Origin of the sequence: Streptomyces soli (assembly GCF_003999195.1) — a bacterium.
Classification (GTDB): Bacteria; Actinomycetota; Actinomycetes; order Streptomycetales; family Streptomycetaceae; genus Actinacidiphila; species Actinacidiphila soli.
The window spans coordinates 1-26,496 of sequence record NZ_RJVR01000331.1; the positions used below are offsets into that span (position 1 = coordinate 1).

A 26,496-nucleotide genomic window follows, 5' to 3' on the forward strand; every position below is an offset into this window, starting at 1 on the left:
CCCGCGCCGCCGAGCGCGCCGCCCTCACCGAGGCCGCCGCCGCCGGAGCGCGGCTCACTGCCGCCCGCGAGGCACACGCCGTCGCCGCCGCGGAGGAACTCGAGACCGCCCGCGGACTCGCCCCGTACGCACAGCGGGAACTGCTGGACGTCCTCAAGTGCCCGCCAGGTCTCGCCTGGCCCGGACAGGAAGCCGACTGGGCCGCCGAGGAACTGCCCGCCGCCGTCACCGCCGTCCATGAGGCGATCCTGGCCGCGACCCGGGAACTCACCCCCACCGAGACCTCACTCAAGCAGTCCACCACCCGCCTCACCAAGGCCCTCGACGACCTCCAGGCGCAGCTCGGAGCCGCCGGACAGGACTACCGCCCCGAGTGGGACGGCGCGGACGGCGTCATCGTCGTACGCATCGCCGACGAGCAGGGCCCGCTGCCGGTCGGCGCGTTCGCCGCCCGCATCGCCGCCGCCCGCCACGACCAGCAGCAGCTGCTCACCGACTCCGAGCAGCGCATCCTGGAGGACGCCCTGCTCACCCGGCTCGCCCAGCAGATCCACGACCGCACCGTGGACGCCCGCGACCTCATCCACCGGATGAACGCCGAGATGCGTTCCCGGAAGATGTCGTCCGGGACCACAGTCGGCGTCAGTTGGCTCCTCGCCGACAACCTGGACGAGGAGCAGCGAGGCGTCTGCGCCCTGCTCGACGCCGACGCGACCCGGCTCGGCCCCGACTCCCTCGCCCGGATGCGCGCCCACTTCGCCACCCAGATCAAGAACGCCCGGGCCCGCTGGCGCGACCGTCCCTACCGGGAACTGCTCGCGGAAGTGCTGGACTACCGCAGCTGGCGGCAGTTCGTCTTCCAGCTGGTGCGCCCCGGTGGAGCCGAGGAGCGGCTGACCCGTGCCCGGCACAGTCGCCTGTCCGGTGGCGAGCAGTCGGTCTCGCTGCACCTGCCGCTGTTCGCCGCGGCTCACGCCATGCTGAACTCCGCGCACCCGCACGCGCCCCGGCTGCTCGCCCTGGACGAGGCCTTCGCCGGAGTGGATGACACCGGGCGCGGCGAACTGATGAGCCTGGCAGCCCAGTTCGACCTGGACCTCTTCATGACCGGCTACGACCTGTGGGCCGCCCAAGCCGCCGTGCCCGCCGCGGCCCACTACGACCTGGCCCATTCCCCGGTCGAGCACACCGTCAGCGCACTGCTGCTGGTGTGGGACGGCTCCCAACTGCTCGCTGACGACGCGGGCGAGCTGACCGTAGCCCTCGGCTCGCCGGGCACCCGCCGCCGCCCGGTCGCGGCATGACCGCGGCATGACCGGGCGCCAGGCAGACCCCGGCTCTGCCCTCGACGAGCTGCGGGGCGAGGGCTGGCAGCGGTTGCTCGCCGCCGCCCGGCGCCGACTGGAGCGCACCGGCGGGATGCTGGAGGGCGCAGTCGGCCTCACCGGCCCCAGCGAGGCCGAGCGCCGGGTCGTGATCGGCGTCACCGGCCAGTACCGTCCCGAGAGCGTCAAACGCCTGACCGTGGACCTGGCCGCCCTGGACGCCGCCCTGTGCGAGATGCACGGCCAATCACTGCCCACCGTACTGGCCCGGCTGCACGGGCCGCTACGCGACCGGCCCGGCGAACGGCGGGCCGAAGCGGAGCAGCGCGACCAACTGCGCGCCGCCCTGGACACCGGCCGCCACGCCGGCGAATCCTGGTACACCGCCTGGACCGAGGCGATCACGGGGGACGGGACGCTCACCCGGCTGCTGCGCCGGGGCGACGCCCGGCTCGTGTCCTGGGCCGTCGCAGTCCTGGACCGGCTGCCGGTGCCCGACGACCGGCCCCCGCTCCCGCTGCCCGTGCTCGCCGAGTGGACCACCGGCGACACCAAGGCCCTGGTCGCGGGCGCTCCCCTGGCCTCACTGGTGCTGCGCGCCCTCGCCCTGCGCGCGGAATCGGACCTGCCCCGCGACCGGGTCGGTCAGCGGCTGCTGTGGGAGCGCTTCGGCGCCGTCGCAGACGACCTGGCCAGCCAGGTCCTGGTGCTGAATCTGCGTGCCACCCGTGACCACGTGGTCGCTCACTGGCTCAATGGCGCCGCCGACTTCGGTATTCCCTTCCGGCTGACACTGCATCAACTCACGGCATATCCGCTCACCCTCGACGCGCGCGAGATCTTCGTCTGCGAGAACCCCGCGGTGCTGCGCGCCGCCGCCGCGGAACTGGGCGCGGACAGCGCTCCGCTGGTCTGTACGGAAGGCGTGCCCTCGGCGGCCTGCCGGCGCCTGCTCGACGCCGCCGTGCACGCCGGGGCGCCGCTGCGGGTGCGGGCCGACTTCGACTGGACCGGTCTGCGGATTGTCGGGGCGGCCCTCGCTGCCGGGGGAGCGAGCCCCTGGCAGATGGCCGCCGCCGATTACCGCACCGCCCTCACGGCGGGCGACTCCACCCCGCTCGTCGGAGCCGCGGCCCCCAGCCCCTGGGAACCGGAACTCGCCGAGCTGATGGCCGGACAGGGACGTGCCGTCATGGAGGAGCGCCTGCTCCCCGCACTCCTCGCGGACCTCGCCGTCGCCATGCCTCCTAGGGCCGATGCCCCGGTTATTCCGGCTGGCTCCGCGGGTGGCCGGTGGCCACGGTGACATCGGCGGCATCCTGGAAGAGCGTGCTGACGAACGAGTAGTCCCGGTCCGCGCCCGGCCCCTGCATGCAGAAGCCGTACAGCTCGTGGGCCAGGTTCGCCAGTGGCATCGGCACGCCGGACTGGCGTGCCAGGTCGCGGGCCAGGCCGGCGTCCTTGTACATCAGACGCAGGGCGAACCCCGGCTCGTAGACGTCGCGCAGCAGGTTGCGCGGGACCCAGGTGTCCAGCACGGTGCTGCCGCCCGACGAGGCGAGCACGATGTCCCGCAGCTGCGCCGGGTCCAGACCGGCCTTCGCGCCCAGGGTGAGTGCCTCGGAGTTGGCGACCATGATCGTCGCCGTCAGGATGTTGTTGCACAGCTTGGCGACCTGGCTGGTACCCAGCGGACCGGTGCGGAAGATGTTCCGGCCAAGAGCGTCGAGCAGGCCGGACACATGGTCGATGTCGCTGTCGGTGCCGCCGACCATGATGGTGAGGGTGCCGTCGGCCGCGCGGACCGGGCCACCGCTGATCGGCGCGTCCACCATGCGGATGCCCGCCGCGGCGAGCCGGTCGGCGAGCGCGGTGACGCCGTCCGGGGACACCGTGCTCATGTTGAGCAGGGTGAGACCCTCATGGCTGCCCTCCACCAGCCCGCCCGGGCCTTCGGCGAGTTCCAGCAGCTGAGGCAGGTCCGGCACGAGGGCGATGACGACATCGGCGTTGCGGGCCGCTGCCGCCACACTGTCGACGATCTTCGCGCCCTTGTCCGCCAGCGCTTCGGCCGCCTCGCGTCGTCGGTGCGGAACCACGGCGACGTCAAAGCCGGCATCGAGCAGGACTTGGGCCATCGGTGCGCCCATGGCACCGAGTCCGACGACGGCGACGGAACGGGGAACAGTGGTGGACGCCGGCATAGTAGGCGGTCCTTCCTGGGAGACGGGTGGAACGGATCATTCGGTGGGCAGCGCAGCGGTGCGGCCGGCCAGCAGGTCCGACAGCCGAGGGGCGGTGATCGGAAGGTCTTCCATGACCAGGCCGAACGGCGCGATCGCGTCGTTGATCGCCGCGGTCACCGCGGCGATCGAGCCCATCACCCCGCCCTCGCTCATGCCCTTCATGCCACCGGGAGTACGCGAGCTGGGTGTGCCGCAGTGCAGCACCTCGATCCGCGGCGCTTCCTGTGCCGAGGGCAGCACATAGTCGCGGAATGTCGGTGTGAGGTTGTTGCCCTCGGCGTCGTAGGACACGCCCTCGTAGAGCACGCCTCCTGTGCCGAGCATGACCGCGCCGTGGATCTGTCCCTCGACCACCTTCGGGTTGATCATGGTGCCGGCGTCCTCCGCGACCAGATAGCGCTCGATGCGCACCTGGCCGGTGACGGGGTCGACGACGACCTCACACAGGTGGGCGGCATTGGAATAGGTCATCGGCGGCGGGTCATAGGCCAGGTGCGCGACCAGCCCCGGCTCCATTCCCGGCGGCAGCGACAGCGGGTCGAGGTAGGCGGTACGGGCAATGTCGGCGAGGGCGACGCCCGTGCCGACGTGACCGCCGTCCTTGGCCCGCACGATCTCGCCGTCGCGGACGTCCAGCCCGGACCCGTCCGCGGCGCCGCTTCCGGGCGCGCCGGACGTACCCACCTGCTCCCGGGCGATGGCCAGCACCTTGTCCTTCAGACGCTGCGCCGCGAGCAGCGCGGCGCCACCACCGGCCGTGCCGCTGCGGGCGCCGCGGGTTCCCATCCCGTACGGAGCGACCTCGGTGTCGCCCAGCCGTACGGCCACGTCCTCGGGCCGCACGCCCAGCCCCGCCGCGACCGCCTGCGCGATGGTCGTCTCATGTCCCTGACCAGCCGGGGCGATGCCCACCGAGGCCACCACGGCACCGCTCGGGTCGATCCGGACCCAGGCCGACTCGTGCCCTGAACCGGGGATGCCGGCCGAGCGGTAGAACGCCGACCCGTAGGTCGTCGGCTCCACGAGGCAGGCGATTCCCAGGCCGCGGTAGATCCCGGCCTTGCGATCGGCGTGCTGCCGGCGGCGGAACTCGGCGTAGCCGTAGGCATCCAGCGCGGTCCGGTAGGTCCGGTACGGAGTGATGTCCTCGTAGGTCTCGCCAACCGCGGTGACATAGGGCAACTCGGACTCGCGGAGCATGTTGCGCTCGCGTACCTCGACCGGATCCAGGCCCAGATCCCGGGCGATCGCGTCGATGGTGCCCTCGGTGACCCAGGTGCAGATCGCCATGGGTGCCCGCATCGGAGAAGCCGGGATCTTGTTGGACAGCACCACGGTCATGTCGTACTCGTAGTCGGCCAACCGGTAGGCGTTCGGCAGCATCATCGCGACGACCCGCAGCATGTAGTTCGCGGGGAAGAGCGCGTAGGCACCGAAATCGCTGGTCAGACGGGCCCGTACGGCGAGGATCCGGCCGTCGGCGGTGACCGCGGTCTCCACTTCGGCGGAGTCCTCACGGGCCGACAGGGCAGCGGTCAGGTTCTCAATGCGGTCCTCCCGCCAACGCACCGGGCGGTCCAGGTGGCGGGCGAGGGCGGCCACCGCCAGTTCCTCCCGGTGCACAATGAGCTTCTGCCCGAAGGAACCTCCGACATCCTGCACGATCACCCGGACCTGATGCTCGGCCAACCGCAGGCGCGCCGCCAGCTGCGTGCGGTAGGGGTGCGGCACCTGCGTGCCGGTGTACATGGTCAGCTCGGCGCGGCCCGCGTCCCAGACCGCCGCGCAGCCCCGCGTCTCCATCGGCGCGTGCGTCATCCGCTGGTGGGAGAACCGGGTCCGGACCACCCGGTGCGCCCCGGCGAAGGCGGTCGCCGCATCCCCTGCGGAGAAGTGCTCACGGAATACGACGTTGGAGTCCACCGTCTCGTCGACCAGGGGCGCGCGACCCTCCAGGCTCGCCGCCAGGTCGAGCGCGGGTTGGAGCACTTCGTACTCCACCCTGACCAGTGCTGCCGCGTCCTCGGCGGTGTACCGGCTGTCGGCCACCACGACCGCGACGGGGTCGCCGACGAAGCGCACCTTGGCCGTCGGCAGTGATTCGGTCTCCAGCGGGACCAGCCCGTCGATCGGCGGGGCGACCCGCAGCGGAACGGTCCAGGCGGCCAGATCCGCGCCGGTGAACACTCCGACGACGCCCTGAATTCCACGTGTGGTCGAGGTGTCGATGGTGACGATGGACGCGTGAGCGTGCGGGCTGCGCACGAAATGGGCGTGCAGCGCGCCGGGCAGCGCTATGTCGTCGACGAAGGTCGCGGTGCCGCTGAGCAGCCGATGGTCCTCGCGCCGGGTGATTGCCGTCCCCAGCGGCCCGGTGGTCGCCGGTTCGATTCCGACCGGTCCGGTCGCCGTCGGTCCGGTGGGCGCCGTGCTGGTTTCGCCGGGCCCGGTCGCCGTCGGTTCGGTTTCGTCTGACTGCGCGGATGCCGACCGCGCGGATGCCGACCGCGCGGCGCGCACCGCGGCCGCGATGACGTTCTGATAGCCCGTGCACCGGCACAGGTTCCCGGACACCGCGTGGCGCAGTTCCGCCTCGGTCGCATCCGGGTGATCGGCCAGATGGGCGGTCAGCGTGACCAGGATCCCAGGTGTGCAGAACCCGCACTGCAGGCCGTGTTCGGCGCGGAAGGCTTCCTGCAACGGGTTCAGCCCGTCCGGTCCGGCCAGCCCTTCAACGGTGGTGACGTCCTGCCCGTCGGCCTGAACGGCGAGCATCAGACACGAGCGGACCGGCCGGCCCTCGATCAGCACCGTGCACGCCCCGCACACACCGTGCTCGCAGCCGACGTGCGTGCCGGTCAGGCCGCAGCCGTCACGCAGTGCATCGGACAGCAGAGTGCGCGGTTCGACTTCGAGTCCGTACTGCCGGCCGTTGACGTTGATCTCCACGCCGGTCACGACATCGCCTCCCGGGCGCGCTGGAGGGCGTCCGCCAGCACCTCGTGGGTCAGATGACGGATCAGCCGACGGCGGTAGGCCGCACTCGCGTACAGGTCGGTCACAGGGTCGGCGCGCCCTACCAGGAGGTCGGCGACCGCGCCGAACCACTCCTGGTCGGGTTCCCGGCCGATCAGTTCACCGGCGGCATCACCCAGAGCGTAGGGCGCGGGGGCGGCTCCCGTCACAGCGGCCCGCAGCGCCGACACCGTGCCGTCGACCGCCAGCCTCAGCGTGGCCGCGACGGTCACCAGCGCAAAGGCGTAGGCGCCCGGTCGGCTCACCTCCCGGAAACCCCATCCGTCCCGGCTGGTCATGCGGGGCAGCTCGATGGCGACGATCACCTCCTGCTCTCCGATCGCCCTCGGGTGCAGCAGTTCCTCGACGTCGACCCTGCGGGAGCTGTCCGGCGAGCGCAGCTGCGCCGAAGCGCCCAGCAGTACGCCGATACCGGGCAGCTCGGCGGCCGGGTCGGCATTGGCGATGCTGCCACCAAGGGTGCCGCGGGTGCGCACCGCCGCATGTCCGACGCGGGCCGCCGCGCACGACAGCACCGGGACCGCAGCACGTACTTCCGGACTGTCGGCCAGAGTCTGGTGGCGGGTGAGCGCACCCAGCACGACACTGTCCGGCCCGACGTCGAGGCGTTGCAACGCGCCGATCCCGTTGATGTCGACGAGCCGCCGCGAGCTACGCTTCCGCTCGTTCAGATCAGCCAGCAGGCTCTGTCCACCGGCGAGGAGCACATCACCATCGACCAGCGTGCCGAGAAGCTCGGCCAGATGGCGCGGGCGCGCGTAGTCGAATGGCGCCGGTTTCATGCCGAGGCGCGGAAGGCGGTGCCGAGCTCAGTGATGCCGGCCATGCCCTCGCCGCCTTCGGCGACAGCGATGACCTCGAACTCCTCGATGATGTCGGGGTCATGTCCGACGATCTCGGTGACCTTCGAGGGCGTCGTGGCCAGTGATGCCACGAATTCGCTTCGTGCCTGCTCGCTGGCCCACAGGTAGTTGCCGGCGAAGAACCCCCCGGGCTGCATGGTCCAGATTTTCTCGATCAGCCCGGCCCGACCGGTGAACCTCGGCTGCGACTCGTTGCCTACGTACTCCCGCAGCCGATCACTGACCTCCGCCCCGGTGCCGACCAGGGACCAGCGCGTCGTGAGTCCGAACATTTCCGACCTCCGTGCCCCGCGCACCGTGCCGATACTCAGGGCAGTGCGCGGTTCGTGCCTCGTAGCGGTTGGACCTTGCATCGCGTCACTCGAACGCGTGTAACGAAACGAGCATAGATCCCAGCTTGACTGGATCGATCCCGCGGCCCCTCGGAGGCATCACCGGTCACTGTCCGTCGCTGGCGGCCAACGTGGTGTCGATGAAGGCCTGGGTCGCGGCGGTGACGGGGCCACCTCGGTATATAAGCCACTGCGGAAGTGTTTCCGCGGGCGAGAACCGGTAGACCTCCGCACCGGCCCGCCTGGCCAGATCAGCCCAGCCGTCCGGCATCAGGCCGGCCCCGATTCCCTTGAGTACCATGGGCAGGACCACGCTCCGGTCGCCGACCTCCGCCGCGATGGTCATATCGCCGACGGTGGCGGCGAGTCGGTCGAAAAGGGAGCGGACCGCCGTCGCCGGCTTGGTCACCACGAACCGCATGCCGCGCAGCGCCTCGGGAGCCACCGTGGGCCCGGTGCCTGCCATCGTGTTCGGTGGCACTACGAGCAGGAACTCTTCGTCTCGTAGGTGATGTGCGACCAGCCCCTGGCCGGTGGGGCGCTCGGCGCTGCCGGAGACCCCGACCTCGCAACGGCCCTGGAGCACCATGACGACCACTTCGGCCGCCGACAGGGCGGACGAGGTACTGACCGTGACGCCCGGATGACGCTCGCGGAGTTCGGCGACAATGCTCGTCACGGGCTCCAGTGCCGAAGATGACGTCGCCGCGACATCCACCCGGCCCACCGTTCCATGGCCGATCGACCGCGCTGCGGCACGCAGGGCGTCGAGATCGCGGAGCACGAGCCTCGCCCTGTCGGCCAGCATTTCCCCGGCGTTGCTGAGCACGACGTTGCGGCCGACCCGGTGGAAGAGCGTGACCCCGAGGTCGCGTTCGAGTTTCTGGATCGCACGCGACAGCGAGGGCTGGGCGACGCGCAGCGACCGCGCAGCGTGGGTGAACCCGCCCTGCTCCACGACAGCCACGAAGTATTCGAGTTGGTGGCGTTCCATGGAGTCCTCACGAACTGACTGATAGCGATTGGCTATCTGAATGGTGTCATAGATGTCTTGGACGCAAAGTCAACAGTGGGTGTTTACTCCGGATAGATCGTTTTAGAACTGGTGGGACCTGCGTGAGGTGAGTCGAGGAACGCGCCCGGGGAGCTATCCCGCGTTCTTGGACAGCGCCGAATACGTGAACGGAAAGGACCAAGTTGTTCACCACCCGACCGACCCTGCAAGGCATCCACGGCATGGTGTCCTCCACGCACTGGCTCGCCTCCTCGACGGCCATGGCGGTGTTGGAGGACGACGGCAATGCCTTCGACGCAGCGGTCGCCGCCGGTTTCGTGCTGCACGTCGTCGAACCACACCTGAACGGACCTGCGGGCGAAGCTCCGATGATTCTGGCCCCGGTCGGCCATCGACCCCAAGTCCTTTGCGGGCAGGGCCCGGCACCCGCCGGCGCGACCATCGCGCACTACACGTCGCTCGGCCTGGACCTTGTGCCCGGCACCGGTCCGCTGGCCGCCGCCGTGCCCGGCGCGTTCGACGCCTGGATGCTGCTTCTGCGCGATCACGGCACCAAGCGGCTTTCCGACGTACTGAAGTACGCCATCGGTTACGCCGAGCACGGGCACCCCGTCGTCGAGCGGATCGGCGAGACTGTCGAAACGGTACGGGAGCTCTTCGAAACCGAGTGGCCCACGTCAGCCGAGATCTATCTCCGCGACGGCAAGTCCCCTGCTCCCGGCGCCCTGCTACGCAATCCGGCGCTGGCTGACACCTGGCGGCGGGTCATCGCGGAAGCCGAAGCGGCGGGTTCCGGCCGCGAGACCCAGATCGACGCGGCCCGCAGGGTGTGGCGCGAGGGCTTCATCGCCGAGGCAATCGCAGAATTCGCGGCACGCCCCGCAATGGACACGTCCGGCGAGCGGCACGCCGGTACCCTCACCGGTGCGGACCTCGCCGCGTTCTCCGCGACCTACGAGGAGCCCGCCACCTACGACTGGAATGGCTGGACGGTGGCCAAGCCGGGCCTGTGGAGCCAGGGCCCGGTCTTCCTGCAGCAGCTCGCCCTGCTGCGCGGCACCCATCTGGACTACGGCACGCCGGACTACGTGCACACCCTCATTGAGGGCATGAAACTCACGATGGCCGACCGTGAGGCCTGGTACGGCGACAGTGCAGACGTGGCGCTGGAAACGCTGCTCTCCGCCGACTACAACGACGCCCGGCGTGCCCTCATCGGAGAGCGGGCTTCGTTCGAACTGCGGCCAGGCAGCCCCGACGGGCGGGACCCCCGGCTGAGCAAACACGCCCGGCGCGTCGCCGACAACGGCCCCGTGGGCCTGCCGCCGGTTGCCGGCGCCGGTGAACCGACGGTGGCGAAGGACGGTTACACCCGAGGGGACACCTGTCACCTGGACGTGGTCGACCGCTGGGGCAACATGATCGCCGCCACCCCGAGCGGCGGCTGGCTGCAGTCCAACCCCGCTGTGCCCGGCCTCGGCTTCCAGCTGGGCACCCGGCTGCAGATGACGTGGCTCGAGCCCGGACTGCCCAACTCCCTGTCCCCCGGCCGGCGCCCGCGTACCACGCTCACACCGTCCATGGCACTTCGGGATGGAGAGCCGATCATGGCATTCGGAACTCCCGGTGGTGATCAGCAGGACCAGTGGAGCGTGCATTTCTTCCTCGCCGTCGCATTGCGGGAGAAAGTGCGCGGCGGGCTCGACTTGCAAGGCGCGATCGACGCGCCGAATTGGCACAACGAGAGTTTTCCGAGTTCTTTCTATCCGCGGGTCATGAATCCGGGAAGTGTCACGGTGGAATCGCGAATCGGCGACCTCGCCATTGCCGAACTACGACGCCGCGGGCACGAGGTAACGGTCGGCGAACCATGGTCGGAGGGCCGGCTCTGCGCGGTCGCTCGCGACCCCGAAACCGGCGTCCTGTCGGCTGGCGCGAACCCGCGCGGTATGCAGGGTTATGCCGTCGGGCGATAGCGACGGGCATGGCGAAGGGTGAATAGCGGTCCGAACCCGGACCGCTATTCACCCTTCGCCATGCCAATTTTGTAGGGGAACGAAAGATCGTAACAGTACTTAACTTATCCGCAATGGAACACGCGGGAACAGGAACTACCTTGAGCCTCACATAAAATGAAGCACTGGGAGTTTCTTCTATGTTCCTTCGGTGTTCGAAATTTCCGCGCGGCGCCCCGCTTCGGGTTGCGGTGATTTCCTTGGCCGCGGCCATGCTCGCCGCTTGCGTCCCCATCCAGCACCTCAGCGTCCCCGGCGGTCACACCGACGCCTACGGCGCCCCCATCAGTAACCAACAGGTCAGTTCAGGCGGCACGCTCGTGATGGGCTTGTCCGGCGATCCGGACGAGCTCGACCCGACCACATCCAGCTCGTCGTTGACGCGCAACGTGCTGAGCGCGATCTGCGAGAAGCTGTACGACACCAATGCGAGCGGCAAGATCGTCCCGCAGCTCGCGACCGCGTTGCCCACGATCTCGGGCGACGGGCGGACCGTGACGATTCCGGTCCGCACCGGCATCGTGTTCGCCGACGGCACCGCATTCAACGCGAAGGCCGTGCGCACCAGCCTGTGGCGCCATCTCACCTCGGCGACTTCGGCGCGCACCAGCGAAATGGGCCCGATCGACAGCATCAAGGCTACCGACGCGACCCATGTGGTGCTCCACTTCAAGCGCGCGTTCGCGCCGATCACCGCCGCGCTCGCCGACCGGGCCGGGATGATCATGTCGCCGACCGCGCTGGCCGCGAAGGGCGACAATTTCGGCGAGTCACCTGTCTGCGTCGGTCCGTTCAAGTTCGTCAATCGCGTCCCGCAGACCTCCATCACAGTCACGCGCGACCCGTTGTACTACGACGCCGCCCACGTCCACCTCGACAAGATCATCTACCGGATCATGCCGGACGCGAACATCCGGGCCGCGAATCTGCGCTCCGGCGATATCCAGGTGGCCGACACGATCTCCCCGCAGGACGTCGACGTGCTGGACAAGGATCCGAAGCTGAAGGTCCTGCAGTCCAACTATCTCGGATATCGGGGAATCGTGATCAACACCGGCAACGTGGACGGTGCCGGAAAGCCCCCGAAAGCCATCAACACCCCGATGGCGCGGGACTCCAGAGTCCGGGCAGCCTTCGCCTACAGCATCGACCGCAAGACCTCGGTCAACACCGTGTTCAACAACTGGTTCGATCCGGCGTGCTCGCCCATCGCCCCGTCGACCCAATATGCCTCGGCGGCCAGCAATGCCTGCCCGGCGTTCAACCCGCAGCGCTCACGTCAACTGCTCGCCGCAGCGGGCGTCCATGTGCCGCTCAAGGTAACCCTCAAGGTGGCCAACACCCAGGACGAACTCCGGTATGCCGAGGCGCTGCAGGCCAGCGTGGCCGAGGGAGGCTTCGATCTGCAGATCGTCCCGGTCGAATACTCCACATTGCTCACTATGCGGAAGAGCGGCGATTTCGAGCTGATGCAAACCGGCTGGTCCGGGCGAATCGACCCGGACGGGAACACCACGAGCTTCCTCGCCACGGCCGCGAGCTCCAACTTCGGCGGATTCTCCTCGGCGCAGCTGGACGACCTGCTCGCCCGGGCCGCAGAGATCACCGACACCGCGAAGCGGGCCGAACTGTACGGACAGGCCGTAAAGCTGATCCAGCGGGAGAACCCCATCGTGTACCTCTACCGGATGCGCAACCTCACCGTGTACTCCACCCGGGTCGCCGGCGTCGAGATGTACTCCGACGGACTGGTCCGGCTCGGCAAGGCCGCGTTCGTCTCAGGCCAGGAGGGCTGAACTTTGCTGCGCTATCTGTTCCACCGCCTCTGGCAGTCCGCCGTCACGCTCGTGCTCGCGTCGATCGTCGTCTTCGTCGGCGTGCGCGCGCTGCCGGGTGACCCGGCGCTGGCGATGGCCGGTGAAAATGCCGACCCCGCGACGATCAAGGCGATACGGGCCCAGCTCGGCCTGGACCAATCCCTCCCGGTTCAGTACCTCCGGTTCGCCGGCCACGCGCTGACCGGCGACTTCGGCAAGTCGACCGCGACCGGGATGCCGGTCAACCAGATGATCGGCGCGACGCTGCCGGTGACGATCCAACTCGCGCTCTACGCGATGGCCATCGCCGTGCTGGCCGGGATGACGGCGGGCGTGGTCGCGGCGGTCTTCCGGGGCCGGTGGCCCGAGTGGGCGGCGAACGGCTTCTCCCTGCTCGCGCTGTCCGTGCCGACCTTCTGGGTCGGTATCCTCGCGATCCTTTACCTTTCCGTGCAGCTGGGCTGGTTTCCCGCATCGGGCTACGTCGCCCTCTCCGAAAATCCGCTGCGCTGGATGTATTACCTGACCCTGCCGGCACTGATCCTCGGGATATCTCATGCCGCGGTCATCCAGCGCCAGACCCGGGCGTCGATGGTCGGCACACTCACCGCCGATTTCGTGCGCACCGCGCGTGCGAAGGGCCTGGGCAGCGGCGCCGTGATCCTCCGGTACGGCTTGCGCAACAGCCTGATCGTGGTGACCACGGTCATCGGCCTGCAACTCGGTGGCCTGATCGCCGGCGGGGTGGTCACCGAGCGCATCTTCAGCCTCCCCGGCATGGGCAAGCTCACCCTCGACTCGGTGTTCACCCGGGACTATCCGGTCATCCAGGCCGTCGTCCTGGTCGTCACCGCGGCCTACATCGTGATCAATCTGCTGATCGATCTCCTTTACACGGCCATCGATCCTCGCATTCGAGTGTCCGGGAGGGCGCAGTGACCGCAATCGCCGAAACTCCCGCCGAAACCCCCGTCGCGAATCTCGGGCGGGTACGCGGGCGGGTGGTGCGCAAGCTGTTGCACAACCCGATGGGTCTGGTCGGCGGCGCGCTGCTGCTGATAGTGATCCTCGCCGGGGTGCTCGCGCCCTGGCTCGCGCCCTACTCGCCGACCGAGGTGCATTTCTCGACGCCGTTCCAGCAGCCGGGCACCGTCGGATTCGCGCTGGGCACCGATGACCTCGGCAGGGACGTGCTGTCACGGGTGCTGTACGGCGCGCGCGCTTCGTTCGAGGTCGGCGTGCTGTCGGTGCTGCTCGCGGTCGTCGTCGGCGTCCCACTCGGGCTGCTCTCGGGTTACTGGCACTGGCTGGACACTCTGGTGTCCAGACTCGCCGATCTCATGCTCGCGTTCCCCTTTCTCATCCTCGCGGTCGGCCTCGCCGCGATCAACGGCGGCGGGCTCGGAAACGCGGCGATCGCGCTGGGCATAGCCAACATTCCCACCATGATCCGTGTGGTCCGCGCCGAAACCCTGCGGTTGAAGGACACCGATTTCGTGCTCGCCGCGCACACCATGGACGCGGGAGCATGGCGGATCCTCGGGCAACACATCCTGCCCAACGCCTTGTCCGCGATCATCGTGCAGGCCACGGTGATCATGCCGGCAGCCGTGCTCGGCGAAGCCGTCCTGTCCTTCCTCGGGCTGGGCATCCAGCCCCCGAAGCCGAGCCTGGGCATCATGCTCTCCGACGCCCAGCAGTACCTGTTCCGTACTCCGTGGCCAGCCGTCTTCCCCGGCATCGTGATCGCGCTGATCTGCCTCGGGTTCAACCTGTTCGGCGACGCCCTGCGGGACGCGCTCGATCCGAAGACCGGAAAGTGAGGGCTGAGTGATGACGAGATCCGATGCCGAGCCGCTGCTGGAAGTGAGCGATCTCGAGGTGTCCTTCGCGGCCGGCGCGGTCCCCGCGGTGCAGGGTGCCGGTTTCCGGCTGATGCCGGGACAGCGGGTCGCGGTGGTCGGCGAGTCCGGCTCCGGTAAGTCGACCACCGCACACGCCGTCATGGGTCTGCTGCCCGGTTCGGGCCGGGTCACCGGTGGCCGGATCCGCTTGCGGGGCGAGGACATCACGTATGCCGACGAGAAGCGGCTGCGGCGGTTGCGCGGGCGCGAGATCGGGCTCGTTCCGCAGGACCCGATGTCCAATCTCAATCCGGTCGCGCGGGTGGGGCGGCAGGTCGCGGAAACCCTGGTGGTGCACGGCATGGCCAGCAGGCGTGAAGCACCCGCACGCGCGGTCGAGATCCTGGGGGAGGCTGGGCTCCCGGAGCCGGCCCGCCGGGCGCGGCAGTACCCGCACGAGTTGTCCGGCGGCATGCGCCAGCGCGTCCTGATCGCGATCGGCCTGGCCTGCCGCCCGGATCTGCTGATCGCGGACGAGCCGACCTCCGCGCTCGATGTGACCGTGCAACGGCAGATCCTCGACCACTTGGAGAACCTGACCAAGGAGCTGGGCACCGCGCTGCTGCTGGTCACGCACGATCTGGGCCTGGCGGTCGACCGGGCCGACCAGGTGGTGGTGATGTCCAAGGGCAAGGTGGTCGAAGCGGGCCCCGCGCGGCAGATCCTCACCGATCCGGAGCACGAGTACACCAGGAGACTCGTGACTGCCGCGCCCTCTCTGGCGACTCCACGCCGGCGGGCGGTCGTGCCCGGCGAGCACAGCCAGCACAGCGAAGAGCCGGTGCTGGAGGTCGACCGGGTATCGAAGGAGTACCGCATCCCCGGGCGGGGCGGCGTGCTGCGTGCCGTCGATGAGGTGTCCTTCACCGTGGGACGCGGACGTACGACGGCGATCGTCGGCGAATCGGGCTCCGGCAAGACCACGACGGCCAGGATGGTGCTCGGGCTTGTCCCGGCGACCACCGGCGCCATCCGGCTCGACGGCTCGGAAATGGTCGGACTCCGTGGTGCGCGGCTGCGCGCGGCACGCCGGGCCATGCAGCCGGTTTTCCAGGATCCGTACGCGTCGCTGGATCCGACGTTCACGGTCGAGCGGCTGATCACCGAGCCGCTGCGGATCTTCGGCGTCGGCGACCGCGCCGAACGCCGGGTCAGGGTGCTGGAACTGCTGGAGCAGGTCGCGCTGCCGGCCGCCGTAACCCAGCGGTACCCGAACGAGCTGTCCGGCGGCCAGCGCCAGCGGGTGGCGATCGCCCGCGCGCTCGCGCTCGGTCCCCGGCTGGTCGTCTGCGACGAGGCGGTCTCCGCGCTGGACGTACTGGTGCAGGACCAGATTCTGAAGCTGCTCGACACCCTTCAGCACGAACTCGGGCTCAGTTATCTGTTCATCTCGCACGATCTCTCCGTCGTCAGGTCGATCGCCCATGACGTCGTGGTCATGCGCGGCGGCCGGGTGGTCGAGCAGGGCCCGGTCGACCAGGTGCTCAACTCGCCGGCGGACCCCTACACGCAACAGCTTCTTGAGGCGATCCCCGGTGCGGGGACGTTCAACTGACCTCACTCCCCGGTGTACGCGGTCGGGGGCCGGTGGCCGTCGCATCAGCGCGGGCGACCAGCGGCCCTCTCCCGCCAAGGACAACCCACCCTGGAAAACAACCGTCTGACGCCAGATCACTCCTGCGGGGTCGGGTCAGCACATAGTCACCCACTCTGAACAGAGCCTGTTTGCCGCCGTGGAAACGTGACCGACACCCGACTGATACGCCCGGGACAATTGTCGCCGTTTTGATGACCAAGCCCACCGGTTCAACCCCTGTCAAAGGAGCACACCATCAACGACCAATCGCTCCCGCGCAAACAGTTCACCCGGCGCCACGCCGTAGCCATCGCGACTGCCGCGCTGACCGTCGCCGGTACGACATCGGTGACCACGTCCAGAGCCGACGCGGCTGACCTCCCCCAGCGCTTCCGCTCGGAGGTGCCCCCAGCCGGGAAGCCGCTCCCCGTCGACCTCGAGACGGCGACCGTCGCGCAGCTGACTGCTCTCCTCGACGCCGGCAAGATCACCAGCGTCACGCTCACCGAGGCCTATCTCGAGCGCATCAAGGCTCTGAACTCCCAGGGGCCCTCGCTCAACGCCGTACGTACCCTCAACCCCGACGCCATGAAGGAAGCAGCCGCCGCCGACAAGGCGCGGCGCGGCAACGGCCCGCACAGCCCCCTGCTCGGTATACCGGTCATCGTCAAGGACAACATCGACGTCGCGGGCCTGCCGACCACCGCCGGGTCGGTGGCGCTCACCAACTCCCGACCCGAGAAGGACGCACCTGTCGTGGCGCGGCTCCGCGAGGCCGGAGCGGTCATCATCGGCAAGGCCAACCTCACCGAGTTCGCCAACTACCTGACCACCGGCATGCCCGGCGGCTACAGCTCGCTCGGCGGGCAGGTGCTCAACGCCTACGACGCGAGCCAGACCCCGAGCGGATCCAGCGCCGGTTCCGGCGTCGCGGCGTCCATCGGCCTCGCCGCCGTCGCCATCGGGACCGAGACCTCCGGATCCATCCTCAGCCCCGCGTACTCCAACTCCGTCGTCGGCATCAAGCCGACGGTGGGGCTGGCCAGCCGCGCGGGCATCGTTCCGATCGCCGCCAGCCAGGACACGGCGGGACCGCTCACGCGCACGGTCGCCGACGCCGCGGCGACGCTCACCGCCATCGACGGCACCGACCCGGAGGACCCTGCCACCGCCTCCAACCCGCTGGTCGGGCACGACTTCACCAAGGACCTGTCGGCCACCGCCCTGCAAGGGGCCCGCATCGGCGTCGTCGCCAGCCAGGTCCCGGCCACCGGAACCGACAACCGCACCCTGTGGGACGCGGCCATCACGGCGCTCAAGGCCCGGGGCGCGACGCTCGTCGACGTCACCCTCGACACCACGGGGCACCCCTCGACCGTCCTGACCTACGAGTTCCAGCGTGACCTGGACACCTACCTGGCCAGGCTGCCGGCGCACGCCCCCATGAAGAGCCTCGCCGACATCATCGCCTACAACAACGCGCACCCGGCGCAGGCCCTGAAGTTCGGGCAGGTCCACGCGCTGGAGTCGCAAGCCATGGACCACAGCCCGGACAGCGCCGCCACCACCACCTACAAGGCGGACCGCGCCCAGGACCTGGCCGACAGCAAGGACCGCATCGACACAGTCATGAAGGACAACAACCTGACGGCGCTGCTGTTCGCCAACAGCGGCAGCGCGGGCATCGGCGCGAAGGCCGGCTACCCCTCGATCAGCGTCCCCGCCGGCTACCAGGCCGCCAACCGACGGCCGTTCAGTATCTCGTTCCTCGGCCAGGCGTGGAGCGAGCCCACCCTCATCGGCTACGCCTACGACTACGAGCAGGCCACCAAGCTGCGCCAGCCGCCAACGGTGATCAACCCGGCACCGTACTACTGCACCGCCCTCACCAGCTCCACCAACTCCACCAGTTCCAGCGGCTCCTGCGCACCCTGATCCTTCCGCTCCTGCGGGGCCGCTCCCACGACCGGGGGCGGCCCCTGGAACTACGCTCCGGGCTGGAACACCGGTATGAACAGGCACGGCCGGTGAAGTTCACGGCCGTCCCGTGCGACAGCATTTCCTCGAGCCGGTGTGTGCGTGGGTCGTTGTCGCGGACACGAATTGGTTGCGGAACCCGACCGCCATTGCGGCCAGATCGGGTGTGGGCCAGCATGACGCGGCATGAAGCGAGATCGCTACGTCGACTTCCTGCGGGCGTTGGCGATATGCCTGGTGGTTCTCGGCCATTGGCTGATCACCGCCCTGTTCAGGCTGCAGAGCGGGGGGATCATCGCCCCGGAACTACTCGCGGCAATCCCCTGGACGAGGTGGCTGACGCTGGGATTCCAGATCATGCCGCTCTTCTTCCTTGCCGGCGGCCACGCCGCAGGGGGCTCCTGGGCACGTACCCGTGCGGCGGGCGGCGCGGCCGCGCCTTGGGTGGGCGGCCGGGCCCTGCGGCTGCTGCTGCCGACGGCGGCGTACTCCGGGCTGGTGCTGCTGGCGGTCGCGATCTGTTCGGCGGTGGGCGTGGACCCGGAGACGCTCGCGCTGGTGGGTTGGGCGATGGCGATGCAGTTCTGGTTCCTTCCGGTGTATCTGCTGCTCAGCGCCGTGACGCCGCTGTCGCACTCGGCGCACCGCCGCTGGGGGCTGCTCGTCCCGGTGGCGATGGGCGTGGCCGCACTGCTGGCCGACGGGCTGGTACTGAGCGTGCACGCCCCGTCGTACGTCGGGCTGCTCAATTACGTGCTCGTATGGGGCGTGGCGTACCAGCTCGGGTTCTGCTGGCGGGACGGACTGCTGACGCGGCACTGGCTGCCACCGATCGCCATGGCAGTGGGCGGCGGGCTGGCCTTCGCGATGCTGATCACCTTCGGACCGTTCCCAGTGAGCCTGATCCTGGTGAGCGGAGAGACCATCAGCAACACCAACCCCCCGTCCACAGCGATGCTGGCCTGGGTGGTGGCCCAGGTCGGCCTGTGCCTGGCCGCCGCGCCGGTCGCGCGGCGGCTGCTGGGCCGCGAACGGGTATGGCGGCTGGTACGGCCGGTGGGCGGCGCGAGCATGACGCTGTATCTCTGGCACATGCTGCCGGTTCTGGTCGCCGCCGCCGCGTTCTACCTGACCGGTCTGGCGCCCGAGCCCGCCTTGGGGTCTGCGGCATGGTGGGCGCTGCGGATGCCCTGGCTCCTGGTGCTCACGGTGATCCTGGTCGGAGTGGTTTTCGCGTTGCGGCCGTTGGAACGCGGATTGGCGCTGCTGTACGGCCACACCCGTCCGCATGCCGACCTGCGGTTCCCCCTGCTGCTCTGGCTCGGCCTGGCCGTCGGCATTGCCGCCCTGACCCGCTGGGCCGTGCAGGGGTTCGCGCCCGACGGCCGGTTCCCGGTGCTGCCCACGCTGGGCTTCGCGCTCGGCGCCGCACTGGTAATACTTCCTCAGCTGGTGTCGGCGGGGCGGGACCGCGAGGGGGCCATGGAGGCTGCCCCGTAACCGGCCGTTCACGGACGGTCCGGGTCCCAGGGCCTGTCCGGCCGATCTCCGTGGCGTCGCGTGCCTCCCCCAGCCTGGCGGCTGGGTGGGGGTCCCCCCGGCCGAAGGCTGGGGGAGAGAGTGCCCCCCGCGTCGGCACCCCCAGCCCTGCCGGCTGGGGGTGCCCCCAGCGCCTTGCGATCGCAGGCGCCAGACCCCGCTCCTTCTCCCACGGAGATCGGCCGGACAGGCCCCAGTCCCCCCGCCGTCGTGTCAGCCGTCGGCCCGGATCGCCCCGGCGTGGCCGTGCAGCGTCGCGCGGTCGGCGGCGGCGGTGCCCTGCGCCCAGCCCTCGCCGTCGTTGGCGCGCACCGAGCGGGTGGTTGTCAGCTCGGGGAACATCTGCTCGGTGGCATCGTTCACCGCTTCCTCCCGGGCGGCCAGCACCGGCAGGAGGCGGGGCTCGGGCTTCGAGGCCGCCCCGGCGGCCTCGTCAAGCGGCGAGGTCCCGGCCACCGCGTCGTTGGTGGCCTGCTCGGTCGCGACCGTCAGCCGTTCCCTGATCCGGGTGGCGTAGGCGAGCAGAAAGGACTGGCGGAAGGAACGGGTACGGGAACTGCCGTCGGCGCGCTGCCGGCTGCCGGCCCGGCCCAGCGCGGCATTCGCCTGCACCAGCAGCGAGGTGTAAAGCAGCTCCACCGCGTCCAGGTCGGCGTCGAAGCCGATGACTGTACTGAAGCCCAGATGACGGGACCACACGGCACGGCAGCGGTTGGCGGTCGCGACGGCGTCCAGCAGCATGACCTTGGTCTGCTCGTACGGATTGTCGACGCCGATACGACAGGCCCCCGGGGCGTCCTCCCGCCCGGTGTCGGCGGTGATGAGAGCCTCCGAGATGCTGTGCTGGGCCATCAGCTGCTGCGCCTTCGCGGTGAGCGCATCCGCCTCCTCGGTGAATTCCGTGGACTCGGCCTTGGCGAGCAGCGCCCGGATCCGGCCGAGCATCCGCGGCTCGTCCCCGGAACCGGCCTTCTGGCCGCGACGCCACCGGTTGCCGCCGCCCGCTCCCGGCGGTGGCCCGACCGGAGTGATCCCGGGCAGCCATCCCAGCAGCCGCAGCACCTCCAGCGCACAGGTCGCGGTGGCGAGGCGGTCAAGCTTCTCGCGGGTCGCGTACCCGGGCAGGAAGGTGTCGTCAGCCTCCCACCACACCTTCGCACCGACCTCACGCAACTGGTCCGACCAGCGCGGATCGAGGGAAGCGGGAGCGTACTTCCGGGACTCGGCGGCAATCAGGTCCACGGCCAGGCGGGTGTGCCTGGCGCTCAGTTCGCGCCGCACGATCCGTACCAGGTCGGCGGGCTGCCAGCCGTTCGCCCACAGCCGGTCGATCATGCTGTCGGCCAGTACGAGCAGCGCGCGGCCCACCTCGGGCCACCGGCCGGCCGGATCCGACAGGACGGCGGCGGCCTTGCCCACGGCCACCGCGACGCCGTCATCCGGAGCTTCCAACACCCGCCGCAGCGCCGCCTCCACCACCTGGACGAGTGACCGCTCGCGCGGCGGGGGCACATACCCGTACGGGCCCTCGAACGGGCCGGGGTCCGCGTTCCCGAATGTGCTGCCCGGGCCCGTGGAGCGGGCCCGCTGCCGGGCCTCGCGCTCCTTCTTCTTGCCGCGACGCCGCTCCTGCTTCTTCTTGCCCACCTGACGCTACTCCCGACTCTTTCCGTGGCATCCGCCTCGTCCGCGCCCAGCCGTCCGTGCGCCCTGTGCAACCAGGACAGGCCACGGGCCGGAGGCGCCCGGACCCAGAATGGCACCACAAAGGCAGTGATCATCACCGCGTTGATCCGTACCGTCGGAATACGGTTGGATGGTCCGCATGGCAGCCATGGTGACTGAGAAGAGCATCGAGCGGGCCGCGTCCCCCGAAGCGCTCCTCGCCGGGCGGCGGTTGCACGCCTCGGGTGCGGTCAGCGAGACGGCGGGCGCGTATGCGGGAGCCGGAGGCTTCGTCGTCGACGACACCGGCACCGAATTCGACGTCTGGGTGGGGGTCCAGAACCTGCGGCTGGTGGGGGAGCGCGACTGCCTCGACGACGCCGCGCCGTCCGACGCCGCGCAGTTGTGCGCCCACGCTGTCGCGCTCGCCCTGGCCGCCATCGACGCGGACATCAGCTGGGCTCCCGGCCCGGCGAGCCAGGCCGACGACGCCGACCCGGCCGCGGCCCTCGCCGCCCTCACCGCCGCCGAGAAGGGCCGTCTGCTCGACACCCTGCTACGCCAACGCCCCGAACTGCACCCGGCCGCCGAGGAACTGGCCGTGACCCTGCTCGCCGCCCCCAGCACCGGCCACCGGGGAGGGGCCGACGCCGCGGCCGCCCAGCTGCGCGACGAGACTGCGGCAGCAGTCGAGTTGGCCCTGCAGACGCTGGACATCAACACCATGCAAGCGGGCTACACCCCCGGCCGCGGCTACGTCGACGAGTACAGCGCGGCCGCCGAACTGGTGCAGCAGGCCCTGGAACCGTACGAGCGGGACGTCGCCCGCCGACTCTCGCTCGGCCTGACCGACGCGGCGCAAACCATCGCACTCGGCGTCCTGGACGGACTGCGCGCCTGCGAGGGCAGCTACGACGGAGACCAGGTGCTCTGCTACGCGGGCGAGGACCTGGAGGACTACGCCCACGAGGTGCTGTCCCTGCTCCGCAAGGCGGGTGCCCCGCTCCCCGAGGACGACGACGAGTAGCCGGCTTAGACCGCGATTCGGACTCCGGCCGCCATAGCGCGTACACCCGCAACTCCGTTCGCGATGACAGCCGCAGCCGTCGTCCGGGGACTCGCGGCAAGGTCAACACCAATCGTTCGCGCAGGCAGCACGAAGAGACTCGTGCGGGTGGGGGCATGTCCTGAGGCGGAAGCCCGTCGGGCCGCAATGACGATGACCCCAACCTCTGCCGTCGGCACTGACAACAGCCTAGGTTCGCGGCCACCGCACTGGCGGCCGGAGCGGCAACGCGCCGCCCGCCCAGACAGCTCGCGGACAGGGTGAACGTTGTTTGATGCGGCACTACTAGGCCGCGCAAGCGCCGTAGCCGGATGAATGCCCGGCCAGTGCCTCAGTGTCCATGGGGCCGGCCGGGAGCCTCCGTCGGCCGAGGAATCCGTACACGCCGATTCCTGTGCATCGCCTGCATCCCACCAGTCATCACGCCAGACTGATGCAGTCAGTAGGCCACAAGTGCGTACAGGAGCAGTGGGCATGGGGACTCAATCGGTGTTCGTCCTGGGGGATGAACTCCACGCGATGGAGCAGGCGGAATTCGCGAACGAGGCAGAGTTTCAGGAGTTGTTGGCCAGACATCCCAGGGTGTTGGACTTCGGCACTCTCGCGGACGGGACCCCACTGAGGCTGGTGCTTGTGGCGCGCGAGATGGGCGTGCCGACCAGTGGCGACAGCGGCCCGGTGTTCAGCCTCGACCATCTCTTCGTGGACGCTGACGGCGTGCCCACCCTCGTCGAGGTCAAGCGGGCCTCCGACACCCGCATCCGTCGCGAGGTCGTCGGACAGATGCTGGACTACGCGGCCAACGGCACGCGCTACTGGCCGGCGGCGGTGCTGCAACGCACGTTTGAGGCGACCTGCGCGGCTGACGGGGTCTCCGTCGACCAGGCCTACGCGCCCCTGCTCGACGGCCAGGAGCCGGAAGAGTTCTGGAGCGCGGTGGAAGGGCGGCTGGCTGCGGGACAGGTCCGGCTGCTCTTTGTGGCCGACCGGATCCCGTTGGAACTGCGGGCGGTCGTCGAGTTTTTGAACCGTCAGATGCGGCAGGCGGACGTGTACGCGGTTGAGCTGGCCCAGTACCGGAGCGGGAGCGGCATGCGCGTCCTCGTACCGCGCGTGCTGGGGGAGGTGGCGACCGCGCAGAAGTCACCATCGTCGGGGAGCCGACGCCGATGGACTCTCGACGACGTGGACGCTGCGGCCCGGCAACGATACAGCCCTGCCGTGCAGCAGACAGTGCGAGCACTGCTCGACCACGCGGCGGCCACGGGACGGCTGATCAGCGGGGGGGCCGCCTCGTACCCGAGTATGTGCGGCTACTTCCCGGTCGAAGGGAAGCCCTGCCCGGTGTGGGCGCTCTCGCTGTGCGAGGACCCGGCAAAGGGCGCACTCGCCTTCAGTATGGGATCCATAGTGGACAAGCTGGGCCGTGAGGCAGCGGCTGCGTTCGCCGATGACCTGTCCGCGGTCCCGGTGCTCAAACCGATGATGGACGCAGCCCGCGCGGCCGACTTCAGAAAGTGGCCGGCCGTCCCGCTCACGGATCTGTCAGCCGGTCCCACCAGCCTGCAGACCGTGCTTACGGCGGTCGACAACCTGATGCGGCCCGGCATCCACCCGTGACGCGGGCCGCCGCTCATGCCGGGCGCCCAGAAAAACCGCCCGTTCACGCCACCTCAGGACGGGAGGAGGACCCCAAGGTCCGGCGTGACCAGCTCGCGCAGTTTAGCGCGCGTCTCGGCGTCCGTGGAGTAGACGACGGTGCCCACCATGCCGCGAGTCAGCAGCACCTTGTACGTATTACGGATCAGCCGGTCCACATCCGAGTCCGAAGTCGCCTTCTTGAACACCGGGTCCTTCGACGCTGCCCGGTCCACCACCCACCGATCATCCCGCCAGACCAGATCCGGCCCGAGGATCACCCCACTCCAGTCGTACTCGAAGCCTTGCGCTGTATAGACGCAGCCGACCTGGCCGAAGCCGGCCGGATCAGTGGCCCACAGCGCCGCCGGGGGAGCACCCGCCACGGCCCGCTCACCGAAAACATTCCATGGGCGGGCCCATCCACCGATCTGCACATCGGCTGGCAGCGGTTCGCCGGGCGCGACTTTCTTGCTCCACTTCCAGCAGTACCCCGCAGACATCCGGGCCCCGTACCCCTGCGCTCGGCGGCCCTCCAGGAACGCCTCCAGCTCCTGCGGGCTGTCCACAACTGCCAGTTGCATCTTGCCGTCGGGCTCCCACTCGACCGGGCCGCCCTCCTTCAGGCCCAGCAGCCGTACCACCCACCGCAGATAGGCGTCGCTACCCCCGCAACGGAACTGGCTGTCCAGCGGCACAACCTGGCACTGCAGCCCCTTCGTCGCCGCAGCCGCCTTGATCTCCTCGACCGTCCCCATCTCCCCGGGACGCACCACCTGGTGCTCGTCGAGCAGGAAAACCGGCACCCTAGCCGCGTCGATCAACTCCTCTATTTGCGGCCTCCCGGTGCGGTGCTGTGCCCGGGTGTAGCGGTTGGCGGAGGTTTCCCGGATGCGATGTGCCTCGTCGCAGATCAACACGTCCAGGCCGTTGCGCTCGGCGATCATGAAGCTGTTGAAGTACTTGAAGAGATCCCGTACCTGAGGCTTCCGGGCTCCGGCCACCTTCCGCATGGTCGTGGTGAAAGAGCTCGACCCGGTCGCATGCAGAGCCGTGATGCCGCGCCGGTACATCTCACCCAGCACGGACAGCGCGATAACGCTCTTGCCCGTCCCCGGCCCGCCGGTCACCACGATCACCTCCTTGTGGTCGGACTGCCTCGCCCGCCGCACGGCGTTCAGCACCATGCGGTACGCCACGCGCTGCTCGTCCAACAGGACGAACTGCTCTCGGTCCCGTACCTCCTCAGCAGCCACGGCCATCAGCTGCTTCGACGGCCCCACCTTCCCGGCCAGCAGTTCATCCGCCGCGCCGACCCCGGACGCCGGGGACAACTTCGACTGCAGGAAGTCGATGAACTCCCCGCGCCGCTGTCCGCTGAACAGCTGCCCGTACTCGCTCTGCTCCGCCTCGTACAGCCCACCGATCCCGAACTCGGTGGCGTTGTGCAGGAAAGCCGCACCCGCGATCCGCTCCGGGTGCTCGGACAGCGCGCCATTGAACGCCACGAGGTAATCGCAATAGCCCCGCACCTGCTCGATCGGATTCAGCACCGGCCTGGCATACGCGTCCACCCGGCACAGCAGCGGGTCCCCGTCCTCCGGCTGTGCGCTACTCCACTGCTTGAGCTCGACCACCACATACGACGGGTGACCGGACTCCGGATGCACACCGGCGAGAACGATGTCCGCGCGCTTGCTGTTGAGCGGCAGGCTGTACTCGATCAGTACCTCGACCTGCCCGAGCCCGGCGTCCAGCAACGCGTTCGTCACCACGGGGATGCTCCGCTCCCAGGAGCGGACCTCCGAGGCCCCGGGCTTGTAACCGTGCATGTGGACAAACTGTTCGGTGAGTCGGAGAGCCAGCGAACCGGCCAGATTCTCGGCAGCGACCGCAGCGGCGGAGTCGCGGAACAGCAAGGAATGCCCCCAGGCAGCACGAAGAGACTCGTGCGGGTGGGGGCATGTCCTGAGGCGGAAGCCCGTCGGGCCGCAATGACGACGACCGCAACATTAGCCGTCGGCACTGACAGGCGTATACCGATCAGTTCTGACCTGGCAGTGGGAGCCGGAGTGTTCCAACGGCTTCGTGCGGTGTCCCGATTCGGCCGGTATCCAGCGGCCGCGCGCCTCAGCGGGGGACGGTGAGCACACTCACCAGCTTTATCGCCCAGGCCCGCAGGTCGTCTTCGGGCATGGTGGGCGTGTACTCGCGAACCAACTCGTCGATCCGCAGTTTGTGTTCCATGCCTGTCGTGAGTTCGGCGTCGACGTCCTCCGACACTTCGATGTCGGGCTGGTAGGTGGTGATCGCGAGCGACACGGACTCGCCGTCGTCGGAAAGGATCACCGCAGTGTCGGCCAGTGTGCGTATGCCGTCCGCCTGCACCTGGTACAGGCGCAACTTCTGGAACTCGGTCATTGCTGAGATTCCTTCCGGGGAAGCTCCCCCAGCAGTGCGGCCACTTCGTCGCGCCAGGCAC

19 protein-coding genes are annotated in these 26,496 nt (G+C 69.4%); 11 read left to right on the forward strand and 8 right to left on the reverse strand.

Annotated features, from left to right (window positions below):
* Together EFK10_RS52400 and EFK10_RS39400 are read left to right on the forward strand one after the other, a co-directional pair.
* A partial coding sequence (locus tag EFK10_RS52400; protein ID WP_322973461.1) for an SbcC/MukB-like Walker B domain-containing protein occupies positions 1-1,304 on the forward strand: 1,304 nt, incomplete at its 5' end.
* A 7-nt stretch (positions 1,305-1,311) separates the two neighbouring features.
* Positions 1,312-2,631, forward strand: coding sequence for a TIGR02679 family protein (locus tag EFK10_RS39400; RefSeq protein WP_127360450.1), 1,320 nt, complete (start codon positions 1,312-1,314; stop codon positions 2,629-2,631).
* Here the strand turns inward: EFK10_RS39400 and EFK10_RS39405 are convergent.
* The 5 genes from EFK10_RS39405 to EFK10_RS39425 all read right to left on the reverse strand — a co-directional run bounded on the left by EFK10_RS39405 (position 2,591) and on the right by EFK10_RS39425 (position 8,796).
* The gene (locus EFK10_RS39405; RefSeq protein ID WP_127360451.1) at positions 2,591-3,529 is read right to left on the reverse strand and encodes an NAD(P)-dependent oxidoreductase; all 939 of its coding nucleotides are present in this window, start codon (positions 3,527-3,529) and stop codon (positions 2,591-2,593) included. The two genes, EFK10_RS39400 and EFK10_RS39405, sit on opposite strands and share 41 nt — an antisense overlap.
* Positions 3,530-3,565: 36 nt before the next feature.
* Positions 3,566-6,529, reverse strand: a complete 2,964-nt coding sequence (locus EFK10_RS39410; protein WP_206305778.1) for a molybdopterin-dependent oxidoreductase — start codon at positions 6,527-6,529, stop codon at positions 3,566-3,568.
* Positions 6,526-7,389 (reverse strand): FAD binding domain-containing protein, encoded by an 864-nt coding sequence (locus EFK10_RS39415; protein ID WP_127360453.1) that lies wholly within the window; start codon positions 7,387-7,389, stop codon positions 6,526-6,528. The genes EFK10_RS39410 and EFK10_RS39415 overlap by 4 nt, the downstream gene beginning before the upstream one ends.
* On the reverse strand, positions 7,386-7,742 hold the full coding sequence (locus EFK10_RS39420) for a hypothetical protein (RefSeq protein WP_127360454.1): 357 nt from the start codon (positions 7,740-7,742) through the stop codon (positions 7,386-7,388). The genes EFK10_RS39415 and EFK10_RS39420 overlap by 4 nt, the downstream gene beginning before the upstream one ends.
* 166 nt (positions 7,743-7,908) lie before the next feature.
* Positions 7,909-8,796 carry a LysR family transcriptional regulator gene (locus tag EFK10_RS39425; RefSeq protein ID WP_127360455.1) on the reverse strand — a complete coding sequence of 296 codons (888 nt, stop codon included), beginning with the start codon at positions 8,794-8,796 and terminating at the stop codon, positions 7,909-7,911.
* A gap of 203 nt (positions 8,797-8,999) precedes the next feature.
* Between EFK10_RS39425 and EFK10_RS39430 the strand changes: the two genes are divergently transcribed.
* From EFK10_RS39430 to EFK10_RS39460, 7 genes are all read left to right on the forward strand, one after another.
* Positions 9,000-10,793 (forward strand): gamma-glutamyltransferase family protein, encoded by a 1,794-nt coding sequence (locus EFK10_RS39430; protein ID WP_127360456.1) that lies wholly within the window; start codon positions 9,000-9,002, stop codon positions 10,791-10,793.
* Between the two features lie 239 nt (positions 10,794-11,032).
* Entirely contained in the window at positions 11,033-12,628 is a 1,596-nt protein-coding gene (locus EFK10_RS39435; protein ID WP_206305779.1) for an ABC transporter substrate-binding protein, read from the forward strand.
* A gap of 3 nt (positions 12,629-12,631) precedes the next feature.
* Positions 12,632-13,588 (forward strand): ABC transporter permease, encoded by a 957-nt coding sequence (locus EFK10_RS39440; RefSeq protein WP_127360458.1) that lies wholly within the window; start codon positions 12,632-12,634, stop codon positions 13,586-13,588.
* The gene (locus EFK10_RS39445) at positions 13,585-14,472 is read left to right on the forward strand and encodes an ABC transporter permease (RefSeq protein WP_127360459.1); all 888 of its coding nucleotides are present in this window, start codon (positions 13,585-13,587) and stop codon (positions 14,470-14,472) included. The genes EFK10_RS39440 and EFK10_RS39445 overlap by 4 nt, the downstream gene beginning before the upstream one ends.
* Before the next feature lie 10 nt (positions 14,473-14,482).
* Positions 14,483-16,108: a dipeptide ABC transporter ATP-binding protein gene (locus tag EFK10_RS39450; protein WP_127360460.1), complete on the forward strand. Its 1,626-nt coding sequence runs from the start codon at positions 14,483-14,485 to the stop codon at positions 16,106-16,108.
* A gap of 369 nt (positions 16,109-16,477) precedes the next feature.
* Entirely contained in the window at positions 16,478-18,064 is a 1,587-nt protein-coding gene (locus EFK10_RS39455; RefSeq protein ID WP_240677758.1) for an amidase family protein, read from the forward strand.
* 228 nt (positions 18,065-18,292) lie between these two features.
* Entirely contained in the window at positions 18,293-19,606 is a 1,314-nt protein-coding gene (locus EFK10_RS39460; RefSeq protein WP_127360461.1) for an acyltransferase family protein, read from the forward strand.
* Between the two features lie 252 nt (positions 19,607-19,858).
* Here the strand turns inward: EFK10_RS39460 and EFK10_RS39465 are convergent, their stop codons facing one another.
* Positions 19,859-21,292 (reverse strand): DUF2786 domain-containing protein, encoded by a 1,434-nt coding sequence (locus tag EFK10_RS39465; RefSeq protein WP_127360462.1) that lies wholly within the window; start codon positions 21,290-21,292, stop codon positions 19,859-19,861.
* Between the two features lie 187 nt (positions 21,293-21,479).
* On the opposite strand from EFK10_RS39465, the gene EFK10_RS39470 reads away from it, so the two are divergent.
* Together EFK10_RS39470 and EFK10_RS39475 are read left to right on the forward strand one after the other, a co-directional pair.
* A complete protein-coding gene (locus EFK10_RS39470; RefSeq protein WP_164836325.1) occupies positions 21,480-22,337 on the forward strand; it encodes a hypothetical protein in 858 nt (285 codons plus the stop codon).
* Between the two features lie 513 nt (positions 22,338-22,850).
* Positions 22,851-23,996: a PDDEXK family nuclease gene (locus EFK10_RS39475; protein ID WP_127360464.1), complete on the forward strand. Its 1,146-nt coding sequence runs from the start codon at positions 22,851-22,853 to the stop codon at positions 23,994-23,996.
* A gap of 53 nt (positions 23,997-24,049) precedes the next feature.
* On the opposite strand, the gene EFK10_RS39480 is transcribed toward EFK10_RS39475, so the two are convergent.
* Positions 24,050-25,933: a DUF2075 domain-containing protein gene (locus EFK10_RS39480; protein WP_127360465.1), complete on the reverse strand. Its 1,884-nt coding sequence runs from the start codon at positions 25,931-25,933 to the stop codon at positions 24,050-24,052.
* Positions 25,934-26,144: 211 nt separating this feature from the next.
* Entirely contained in the window at positions 26,145-26,435 is a 291-nt protein-coding gene (locus EFK10_RS39485; RefSeq protein ID WP_127360466.1) for a hypothetical protein, read from the reverse strand.
* Positions 26,436-26,496 lie beyond the last annotated feature (61 nt).